10 protein-coding genes and 2 pseudogenes are annotated in these 10,747 nt (G+C 33.6%); 10 read left to right on the top strand and 2 right to left on the bottom strand.

What is annotated here, in order from left to right; all coding sequences use genetic code 11:
- The first annotated feature begins 300 nt into the window (after positions 1 to 300).
- The 3 genes and pseudogenes from AB1284_RS26480 (at position 301) to AB1284_RS26470 (ending at position 2,926) form a co-directional block, all read left to right on the top strand.
- A complete protein-coding gene (locus tag AB1284_RS26480; RefSeq protein WP_429761891.1) occupies positions 301 to 729 on the top strand; it encodes a GNAT family N-acetyltransferase in 429 nt (142 codons plus the stop codon).
- A 305-nt stretch (positions 730 to 1,034) separates the two neighbouring features.
- Positions 1,035 to 2,175: pseudogene (locus tag AB1284_RS26475) on the top strand (helix-turn-helix domain-containing protein).
- Entirely contained in the window at positions 2,159 to 2,926 is a 768-nt protein-coding gene (locus tag AB1284_RS26470; RefSeq protein ID WP_429761889.1) for a CPBP family intramembrane glutamic endopeptidase, read from the top strand. The pseudogene AB1284_RS26475 and the gene AB1284_RS26470 overlap by 17 nt, the downstream one beginning before the upstream one ends.
- Before the next feature lie 246 nt (positions 2,927 to 3,172).
- On the opposite strand, the gene AB1284_RS26465 is transcribed toward AB1284_RS26470, so the two are convergent.
- Positions 3,173 to 3,283 (bottom strand): hypothetical protein, encoded by a 111-nt coding sequence (locus AB1284_RS26465; RefSeq protein WP_429762105.1) that lies wholly within the window; start codon positions 3,281 to 3,283, stop codon positions 3,173 to 3,175.
- 63 nt (positions 3,284 to 3,346) lie between these two features.
- Between AB1284_RS26465 and AB1284_RS26460 the strand changes: the two genes are divergently transcribed.
- The 4 genes and pseudogenes from AB1284_RS26460 (at position 3,347) to AB1284_RS26445 (ending at position 5,866) form a co-directional block, all read left to right on the top strand.
- Positions 3,347 to 4,075 (top strand): poly-gamma-glutamate hydrolase family protein, encoded by a 729-nt coding sequence (locus AB1284_RS26460; protein ID WP_429762104.1) that lies wholly within the window; start codon positions 3,347 to 3,349, stop codon positions 4,073 to 4,075.
- An 18-nt stretch (positions 4,076 to 4,093) separates the two neighbouring features.
- Positions 4,094 to 4,336, top strand: a pseudogene (locus AB1284_RS26455) (DDE-type integrase/transposase/recombinase); the annotation flags it as partial.
- Between the two features lie 152 nt (positions 4,337 to 4,488).
- Positions 4,489 to 5,241 carry a quorum-quenching N-acyl homoserine lactonase AiiA gene (gene aiiA, locus AB1284_RS26450; RefSeq protein ID WP_429761888.1) on the top strand — a complete coding sequence of 251 codons (753 nt, stop codon included), beginning with the start codon at positions 4,489 to 4,491 and terminating at the stop codon, positions 5,239 to 5,241.
- A 424-nt stretch (positions 5,242 to 5,665) separates the two neighbouring features.
- Positions 5,666 to 5,866 (top strand): hypothetical protein, encoded by a 201-nt coding sequence (locus AB1284_RS26445; protein ID WP_429761887.1) that lies wholly within the window; start codon positions 5,666 to 5,668, stop codon positions 5,864 to 5,866.
- A 161-nt stretch (positions 5,867 to 6,027) separates the two neighbouring features.
- On the opposite strand, the gene AB1284_RS26440 is transcribed toward AB1284_RS26445, so the two are convergent.
- The gene (locus AB1284_RS26440; protein WP_429761886.1) at positions 6,028 to 6,600 is read right to left on the bottom strand and encodes a recombinase family protein; all 573 of its coding nucleotides are present in this window, start codon (positions 6,598 to 6,600) and stop codon (positions 6,028 to 6,030) included.
- 517 nt (positions 6,601 to 7,117) lie between these two features.
- Between AB1284_RS26440 and AB1284_RS26435 the strand changes: the two genes are divergently transcribed.
- The 3 genes from AB1284_RS26435 to AB1284_RS26425 form a co-directional block, all read left to right on the top strand.
- On the top strand, positions 7,118 to 8,836 hold the full coding sequence (locus tag AB1284_RS26435; protein ID WP_429761885.1) for a methyl-accepting chemotaxis protein: 1,719 nt from the start codon (positions 7,118 to 7,120) through the stop codon (positions 8,834 to 8,836).
- A 325-nt stretch (positions 8,837 to 9,161) separates the two neighbouring features.
- Entirely contained in the window at positions 9,162 to 9,311 is a 150-nt protein-coding gene (locus tag AB1284_RS26430; RefSeq protein WP_377881862.1) for an aspartyl-phosphate phosphatase Spo0E family protein, read from the top strand.
- 410 nt (positions 9,312 to 9,721) lie between these two features.
- A partial coding sequence (locus AB1284_RS26425; RefSeq protein WP_429762123.1) for an MHYT domain-containing protein occupies positions 9,722 to 10,747 on the top strand: 1,026 nt, incomplete at its 3' end.

Genomic DNA, 10,747 nt, shown 5'->3' with positions numbered 1-10,747 from the left:
TAAAGTGATAATAAAGTTATTAAACTTAGATATAAAAAATACAAGAAATTTGCTACATTGTATCGTAATAAAGCTCCTTAAAGTTGTTTAATTTCTATCCTTTTAAAGGTATTTGTACTCAAAAATCAATAATAAAGTTATTGACTAAATAATAAATATTTAATATTGTAATTCATTTGAATAAATGTTTATTTGGAGGTTTTATTAATGAACATTTTAAGCTCGTGGCTATATAACATGAAAATCATAAAATACTTATTGGGAAGGAGTTGATAATTTAGAACTAAAGGAGAGATATTCATGATATATAAAAAAGCAAATCAGAAAGATTATGATACAATTTTGAATATATGGGAAGAGTCGGTTTTAGCTACTCATCACTTTTTAAGAGCTACCGATAGAGAAGAGTTTAAAAAAGAAATACCCTCATATTTCCCACATCTTAATGTCCAGTTATGGTATGAGAAAGAGGATTTAATTGGCTTTTCTGCTATAAATAAACAACACTTAGAAATGTTATTTTTAAAACCTAATAAAATAGGTAAAGGATACGGTAAAGCTATTATTAATTCTTTAATTAAAGACTTTGATATTACAACAGTTGATGTAAATAAAGACAATAAGAGTGCAACTAAATTCTATATTAATAATGGCTTTTTTATAGTAAATGAAACGGAAACAGATTCTTCTGGACGTCCATACCCTATACTAGAGCTAAAGTTAAAATAAGGTAAAGGTGGAAATCCTCCCTTATCTTTGATAATTGCACTAAACTGCGCGTTAGTCCAATAAGAATTAAACAACTTTATTGTAACTTAACAAAAACGCCATCCTTTCCTATGATTCTATAGAAAGAATAGCGTATTTTTTCATTTTAGGGGGAATTTTGTTTTGTTAGCTTGATAGCGATGTGGCAGGACCCAATTAAGAAAATTATTTTGAGTTTCCCTGCGGTTGATTTTATCAACGAAAATCAACTTTAAATCCATGGTTTGTGTGACAATAACCTGTATAATTATAACTGAGGTGATGAAATGAAAGAAATCAATATTGCTACAACACTTATCGCAAAGCGCAGGGAAAAAGGTATTACGCAGGATGAGCTGGCGGAATATATTGGTGTTACAAAAGCGTCTGTTTCAAAATGGGAAACCGGACAGAGTTATCCTGACATTACCTTTCTTCCTCAATTGGCTACATATTTCAATATCAGTATAGATGAATTGATAGGATACGCACCCCAAATGATGCAGGACGATATTAAAAAGCTGTATCACATGCTTGCGTCCGCTTTTGCTGAAAAGCCTTTTGATGAAGTGATTGTAGAGTGCAGGAATATCATAAAAAAATATTATTCCTGTTTTCCTCTTCTGCTTCAGATGGCGGTGCTGTTTGCCAACCACCATATGTTGGCGGCGGAGCCGGAAAAAACAGACAGAAATTCTTGAGGAAGCTGTCAGCCTGTGCATTCGGATAAAAACAGAATGCGAGGATGTTTCGCTTGCCAAAGATGCAGTATCGTTGGAAGCTACCTGTTATCTTGTGTTACACAAACCGCAGGAGGTTTTGGATTTACTTGGTGAAACCATCCGTCCCCATTCTCCGGACGATGAAATAATAGCACAGGCGTATCAACTGATGGGAAATGTGAAAAGAGCCAATGAGGTCATGCAAATCAGTATGTATCAGCACCTGATGTCACTAGTTACAGGAATACCGTCTTATCTGTTGCTGAATGCACCAAGTGTAGAAAAAACGGAGGAAATATTACACCGTACTTTTGTCCTTGCAGATGCTTATGACCTGAATAAGTTACATCCTAATATGTTAGTAAAGGTATATTATACGGCTGCACAGGTGTATTGCATGCAGGAAAATCACGAAAAGGCATTGGATATGCTGCAAAAGTATTCGTCTGTCTGTACTTCGACTTTTTCTCTGTACGGTTTACATTTACATGGCGATTCCTATTTTGACGCTATTGATAACTGGTTCGAGGAATTCCAGCTTAGATCAAAGGCTGTCCGACACGAAGATACCATCAAAGCAAGTATGGTACTAGGTATTGTAGAAAATCCTACATTTGCTGTTTTGACGGAACTGCCGAGGTATAAGAGTATCGTTGGAACTTTAAAATTCAAATTGGGGATGAACGAACATGAAAAACACTTATAAGAGTGCATTGAAATTTTCACTTTGTATGTTACCAATCGGTATTATTGGTGGAGTGCTGACCGGAATATTTAGCATTACTACTTTGAATCAGGAAATGATAAATCAGATATTGGATAAGATGTCAAAAGAAGCATATATTCTAGTTTCAGGTATTCAGATTGGCATTTTATATGCTGGTATTATGGGGTTTTTTGGTTATATTTTAGCTGATAAGGTAAACTTGCTGAAAAAGTTTACCTTTACAAAAAAAAGTGTTCTGATTACTTTATTTATTGGCATTATGGGTGGTCTGTTTTTATTATCGGATTACTTCACTTTCGCCAAAGTGATTCCCGAAGTCGCGGCAACTTATAAGAAGGATAATTATTCGCTAGTCTATCTGGCAGTCTCGGTTATTTATGGTGGAGTACTAGAAGAAATTATGGTGAGATTATTTTTCATGTCATTGGCTGCTTTTATCTTGTGGAAACTGTTTGCTCGCAGCAAAGACAAAGAGAATATACCCGTATGGATATTTGTAGTTGCTAACATTGTATCAGCACTTTTGTTTGCAGCAGGGCATATTCCGGCAACGATTACGATGTTTGGTGGTCTGAACGCCCTTATTCTGCTACGCTGCTTCTTACTCAACGGCATTTTGGGAATGGTTTTTGGTTGGCTGTATCGGAAACTAGGATTGCAATATGCGATGATTGCACACGCTTTGTGTCATGTTATTCCTCATGTTATCCTTGTCTGCTTCTTACTTTAATAGGGGTCCCGCCCCATCGCTATCAAGCTAATATTTTGAAGTACCCCCAAAATGAAAATTTCCTTTTTCTACAGTTAGTTATTTGGAGAAGTCATCTCTTTTTTCGTTTTTGGGGTGTTTACTTTTCTTAAGTTGATAGGCATGTATGGCGACCCATAATATCATATGATTGAAGTTATGTTATAATGGTAGATGGATAAATATGTCAAATTATGCGAAAATAAGTTATAATTACTTTTGTGTGTATTAATCCTCATATAAAAAATAAGTGAATTTATGATTAAAAAACAAGCAATTGCACAACAGATAAAAATCAATGGTTTGTTTTTCGAAATCTACCACACCATAGAGATATATCCATTGCGATTTTACCTTGCTATACGTTCCATTGATTCTCCAGGAGTCATTTGTTTACTTGAGATGACCACGTATTCATTTTCCGAATTCAGGATCATACAAATGAAAGTTCAAATGAAAAGGGGAATTGAAATGAAAAAATTCATGTTAGCTCTGACATCTTTGTTCGCTGCTTCAGCATTCTCAGTGTCTACAGCTTCAGCCGCATCAGATGTATACGATAACTTTGAAGAATTGTCGGCGCATTACCAAAAAGGTATAGATTATACCATTGAAACCCAAGATATACCAAGTTCTGATACAATCATTCTAGCAATTCACGGTGGAAAAATCGAATCTGGAACTGACCAAATAGCAAAAAAAGTTGCCCTAGGTGATTACAGTTACTACATATTTAATGCTATAAAAGATGACGACTTTAAAAACGATGGGCGAAATGATTTGCATCTAACTTCTACCCATTATGACGACCCAATAGCTTTGAAAATGGTAGCACAAAAGAACAAAGTTGTTTCTATTCATGGTGCGGAAGGAACAGAAAAACTAGTTTACATGGGCGGACTTGATGTGAAATTAAAGGATAAGATTGAGGGAAAATTGTCCAGCGCAGGTTTCAGTACTGGTATACGTGACGATCTCAAGGGGACCAACCCGATGAATATCGTAAATAGGGGTAAAACTTTAAAAGGTGCACAATTGGAGATCACCGGTGCTTTGCGTACTGAACTTGAGAATGATAATTCTAAGATGGAGAAATTTGGTAATGCTATTCGATCAGCAATAGCCGAGTAAAAATGATAGTGATTTCCGTACAATTTAAGCTTTTGTAATTTCGTAGAAATGATGGAAGAGCAGGGACAATCTATCCCTCATACGATCATTATACGATGGATACATCAGTATGGTTCTGAATTGAACAAGCGGATACGTCGTCAATTAAAGAAAGTTAATGATTCTTGGTGAGTTGATGAAACGTATATCAAGGTAAAATCGCAATGGTTGTATCTCTATCGTACGATAAATTCCAAAGGTAATATAATTGATTTGGTTCTGGTGCAAAAATGTTAGTTAGAAACATAGAGTAACAACTTTCTCTTCATTTCGGGGTACTTTAAAATCTTAAGTTGATGGCAATGTGGTGCTACCCCTAATAAGCGAAATATTGTATTGTTTTATCCTAAATTATTTGTAAAGGTGGATACATAATGACAGTAAAGAAGCTTTATTTCGTCCCAGCAGGTCGTTGTATGTTGGATCATTCTTCAGTTAATAGTACACTTACACCGGGTAAACTATTAAACTTACCTGTTTGGTGTTATCTTTTGGAGACAGAAGAGGGACCTATTTTAGTAGATACAGGTATGCCAGAAAGTGCGCTTAATAATGAGAATCTTTTTAAAGGTACATTTGTTGAAGGTCAAATTTTACCTAAAATGAATGAGAACGATAGGATCGTAAATATTTTAAAGCGTGCCGGATATGGGCTAGAAGATCTTCTTTATGTCATTAGTTCTCACTTGCATTTTGATCATGCAGGAGGAAATGGCGTTTTTACAAATACACCAATTATTGTACAGCGTGCTGAATATGAGGCAGCACTCCACAGAGAGGAATATTTGAAAGAATGTATATTGCCGAATTTAAACTATAAAATCATTGAAGGGGATTATGAAGTAGTGCCAGGTGTTCAATTAATATATACACCGGGACATACACCAGGGCATCAGTCATTATTAATTGAGACGGAAAAATCAGGTCCAGTGTTACTAACTATTGATGCATCATATACGAAAGAAAACTTTGAAGATGAAGTACCGTTTGCTGGATTTGATCCGGATTTAGCTTTATCTTCAATAAAACGTTTAAAAGATGTTGTTAGGAAAGAAAATCCGATTATTTTCTTTGGACATGATATGGAGCAAGAAAAGGGCTGTAAAGTGTTCCCAGATTATTTGTGATATTGCATATAAAAAGTCATGGGCTCGTTAGCTCATGACTTTTTATCGTGGGGGTAGCACCACACATCCATCAACTTAAGATTCACTTTTGTATAAAAATTAAGGTTTTCTAAGTAGTTTTTCATTGCCTTTATATATGTTTTAAAAGTACGCATACTTGGAACAGCTTTAAAAATAAGCATTATTCGAAAAAAATGAACTGCTAAAAATAATTGAAATAAGCAAAGTTGTAGAAATTAGTATTTTAAACCACAAAGGCTCTTTTAAGAATTGTTTAATCATAAATTTTATCCAATGCATAAAGGTATAACTCCCTTCAAGAAACTTTTATTTCTAAATTAAGAATATGGTTAGTACTAAGATCTATTGTATAATTTGATTTATTCAGTGTTGTATTAGAAGGATAAAGGAGATATTAAACACTATGAAAAAATTTTTTAACTGGAAACAGTCAAAAAAGGGGCTTGTGTCCTTTGGCACTGCATTAGGGTTGGCTTTTGCTGTTTTTGATCCTGCGGTAAATAAACCTGAATCCAAACAAATGCTTCAGTTAAAAGAAAATACAGATGATGATTGCACTGATGAAAAAAATATCCTAGTAGATATAAATGACCCTGTACAATAATAAAAATAGCACTAGTTAACTATTTAAGAATTGACCTTGGTCGATTCTTTTTTTTTATTATTTCATGTGTGGCAAAAACGCCACACATGGGGTACGGAAACGATTCAAAGAATAACCCGCCACATCTGAAAATTTTTCCAATTTAGGTGGGTGTGTTTTTCTTATATTTTTCCTTGTAGATTCCTATATAAAGAAGATCTTGAAACATTGGTAATTTCACAAATTTGTTTTACTGTCATATTTCCTTCTTCATACAGCTTAAGTGCATAATTCATTCCAGCATGCTTTTCATGATACTTTTTAACTCTTCCTTGATACTTTCCTTCTTTTTTTGCAAGGTCTATTCCTTCTCGTTGACGCATTCGAATTAAGTCCCGTTCTAATTGGTTTACTCCACCCATAACCGTCATCAAAAAGTGACTATATGGATTTTCTTCAGATAGATCCAACCAAGTATCCTTTAATGATTTTAAATTTGCCTTTTTGTTTTTTATGTAGTCAACTAATTCAAATAAGTCCCGTGTACTACGAGTAATTCGAGTTAAGTCCGTTACATAAACTGTATCGCCTTCTCTCAGGTCGTTTAACATATTTTGAAGTTCTGGTCTGTCTTGTGTAGCACCTGACACTTTTTCTTCATATATAATATCCACTTCAATTTCCTTCATTTGTTGTAATTGTCGCTTAGGATTCTGATCAACAGAACTTACTCGTACATAACCTATTTTTCTCATATTCTACTCTCCTATTTTGAAACAAGTCATATGGGACACTCTGAAGGGTTCTGGTGCAAAAAACATTTGATAGGGACATAGAACCTATATAGACTGTTCAATGACAGTTTATGATGCAATTTCAAACAATTTATGTATGAATCTAACTTCATTTTGGGCAGGCTTTACCCGTGGGTGAACTATGCCCAAAATGAGGTTGAAGTCATTCATAAGTTATTTAGGTTAGCTGCTTAACTTCAAGGTTAATGGGATATTGCTATTCTATGGTTCTAGCGAATTATTTTTGCACCAAAACCTCTTTTACTATGTATAAATCGTAATAAGTTAAGATTTCCTTAATCTATTACCGAGATAGTGACACATCCTATAATTATTCTCTTCTCGATTAACAGCTTTACTAATTTAAATTATTCAAAACCCAACAAATAACGACATTTTATAAAAATATGTCGTTATTTGTTGGGTTTTATTATAAGATATAAAACGTAATATTAAGATTTAAAGGGAGTGTGGTTGAATGTCCGTTCTAAAAAACAGCAAAATTGGTACGAAGTTGAATACATTAATGATTACAGCTAGTGTCGCATGTATTCTCTTATCCATTATAGGGGTTATCTCTTTAAAAAAAACAGGAGAAGCTTCTGCAGATATGTATGCCAACAGATTACTTCCAATTTTTTGGATACAATCTGTAGAATCTAATTTCTACGACGCTAATAGTAAATTTATGGAACTTATGGTTACAACTGATGAAAAAAGAAACAAAGAATTAGCAAATAATATAGCCGAACTACGTAAGGAAAATGATGAGTTATTAAGACACTATGAGTCTAAGATCAACTCACAAGAAGAAAAGCAATTATATGAGAATTTCCAAAAAAACTTTCAAGAGTTTGAAACTCGAATGAAAGAAGCACAAGATTTAGCATTAACCAATGACAATGAAGGAGCTTATGCTTATTATTTAAAAAACACTGAGCCTGCTATGCACAATGCAATTAATTCTATTCAAGAACTTGTGAACTATAATAATAGCCAGGCAGAAAAATTACAAAAAAATAATACGAACAGTGCACATACTACAATACTGATGTTTATTATGATTTCCGTTATTGCAACTGCAATTATTATATGTATTGGATATATCATTAAAATAGCGATTAAACGTCCGATTACTTTATTACAACATGATATGAAAGAAGTAGCAGCTGGGAATTTAGTAGTACGTACTTCTTATGAAGCAAATGATGAATTAGGAAATATCGTTACTTCTTTTAATGATATGTTAGACAATTTGGAACAACTAATTGAGAAGATAAAGGTAACAACACACGAGGTTACTTCTTCGACTGATCGTATGTTGCAAAATACAAAACAAGCATCTCAAATCTCTAACGAAGCTGTTCAAACGATTCATGAAGTAAACAAACAAATAGTAGGACAAGTTACGAGTATTCAAGAAAGTTCAACAGCAATGAGTGATGTAGCAAATGGAGTGCAAACAGTAGCTGAATCTGCATCAACTGTTGCTGAAGTGTCTGTTATTACAACAGATCGTGTGGATAGCGGTAGTGAAGTAATCAAGCAATCTATTACTCAAATGAATAATGTACATAAAGCTGTGGAAGAAACATCTACAATGATAGAGCGTCTTGTGATGCGTACACAAGACATAGATAAAGCTTTAGATGCGATTACGAATATCGCCGAACAAACAAACTTGCTTGCTTTAAATGCTGCAATTGAAGCAGCGCGTGCAGGGGAAAATGGAAAAGGTTTTGCAGTTGTTGCAGCTGAAGTGCGAGAATTAGCTGAACAATCAAAGCAATCCGCACATGAAATTAATGATTTAATTAAAGCAATTCAACAAGATACAAAAGATACCGTTCAAATTATGAGAAAAGGTCAAGAAGAAGCGGAACAAGGAAGAAATGCTGCTAATGAAGCAGACGAGGCCTTTTCAGCAATCATGACAGACATTCATAAAATAACACGTCAAATCCAAGAAGTATCAGCTACAACAGAAGAAATGTCTGCTGGAACTGAAGAAATTAACGCTTCCCTATCAGTAGTATCAGAAACTTCTACAAACGTAGCGAAAGATACAAATCAAACCGTACAAGCTATTCAAACACAAGCATCATCCATTACAGAAATAATAAATCAATCTATGCAAATAAAAAGAAAAATTGAAGAATTAGAAAGGTTAATTTCACAATTTAAAATTAAAGAATAAAAATTATTTATAAAGGTGGAATTATTAGTTCCACCTTTTATTAACGGGGTAGAAACACCTCACCATCAACTTAAGAAATTGGTTGCTCCCCAAAACGAAAAAACGAGTTGAATTCTCATAAATAACTGCAAAATAATATAAACTTCGTTTTGGGGATACTTCAAAATATTAGCTTGATGGGCATGCGGCTGTGCCCAAAATTTATTCAAACTTTTAGGTTTATTACCTTTGAAAAATCCAATTTGTATTGTATCATCTTTATTAGTTTTGTTTTTTTATTTGAATGTTTTTCCGATTAATTCAATAGGTATAGAGGAGATTATAGATGGAATTAACAAAGCTACATAGTGTGATAGAAGATAAAAGGAACGAATTAATTCAATTCGTTATCGAATATGGTATCAACCATAAAAAGGTACTTACATTAAGTCGAGAATTAGATTGTTTAATTTTTAAGTTCATGAAAGGACAATGAAGAATTTTTTCATGAGATTTATACTTATTATATTTTGGAGTGGTGTACACATTTTAACCTTTTTATACCCTAAAAAATTCTCAAAACTCGATATTACTTATTTTAATTGAGATTTTGATTTAGAGATGAGTTTTGAGGCATATTTTGAGCTATTTACATCCTATTTTAGATTTAATTTCCTTTGTCTCAAATACCACTGTTTTTGAGACTAAATAAATCACTTAGAGTAGTAAAATCAACGTTTTTTTGTGTCGAAATTTGTTTAACATATGTTTTCGTTAAAATGTGGACGGGACCCCTATTTAGAGTTAAAAATAACTAATAAACAATATATAGGGATTATTAATAATACATCTTAAATTCCGGTTATTTTAAATCATTTATTATTCGATACCGAAAAGGAGCATTATATGGAAATGATCTCTAGTACTTATAATTTACCCCTTGTTGTTCTTTCTATTATTATCGCAATTGTGGATTCATTTGTTGCATTAAATATAGGGGTTCGCATCCATTTATCAAAAGGTACGGCTCGCAACATTTGGTTATTTAGCGGAGCATTTGCAATGGGGATGGGAATATGGTCTATGCATTTTGTAGCCATGCTTGCCTTTCATTTATCAATTCCTGTAACCTATAATGTAACTTTGGTCATTGTATCCATTATCCCTGCTATTATTTCATCCTGGTTAGCTTTATATATAGTGGGTAAACCTTCTGTGAGCATAACCCAGATGATTATGGGAACTCTTTTCATGGGGACGGGTATTGTCTCTATGCATTATATCGGGATGGAGGCAATGGAGATGGCTGCAAAAATTGTATATAATTCTCTTCTACTAACTCTTTCTGCCATTATCGCTTTTGTTAGCTCTTTCATTGCTTTATACCTTTTACTTTCACTACGTCAGGATTCCAACACAACGGGATATCAGATAAGAAAGATTAGTAGTAGTATTATCATAGGTATCGCTATATCAGGCATGCACTATACTGGAATGGCATCAGCCATGTTCCAATCCCATCAACATCAAGCAGGTTTAATGAAATCATCATTCGATAATATCCTTTTTGCTTATGCTATTGGGATTGTCATGTTGATTATATTAGGATTGTTATTCATTAGCATTTTTATTGATAAGCGAGCTGACTTTAAAGCTTTAGAATCAGAGCATAAGTTTCGTTCAGTGATTGAGTCTGCTAATGATGCTATTATTTTAGCTGATAAAAAAGGGACCATTATGTCATGGAATAAAGGGGCTAACCTTCTTTTTGGTTATCAAGAAAATGAAGTTTTAGGAAAGAATCTACAAATTATTATTCCAGAAAGATACCATGCTGCTCATCAAAAAGGAATGAAACGTTACCATTCAACAGGTCAACTCCATGTTAATGGCAAAACAGTTGAATTACAAGGACTTAGAAGAGACGGAAGC

This window comes from Bacillus sp. S2(2024) (genome assembly GCF_050474045.1).
In the GTDB taxonomy this organism is placed as follows: domain Bacteria; phylum Bacillota; class Bacilli; order Bacillales; family Bacillaceae_G; genus Bacillus_A; species Bacillus_A yunxiaonensis.
Note: the sequence above shows the minus strand (reverse complement) of the source record. Positions and strands in the feature narration are given on the sequence as shown.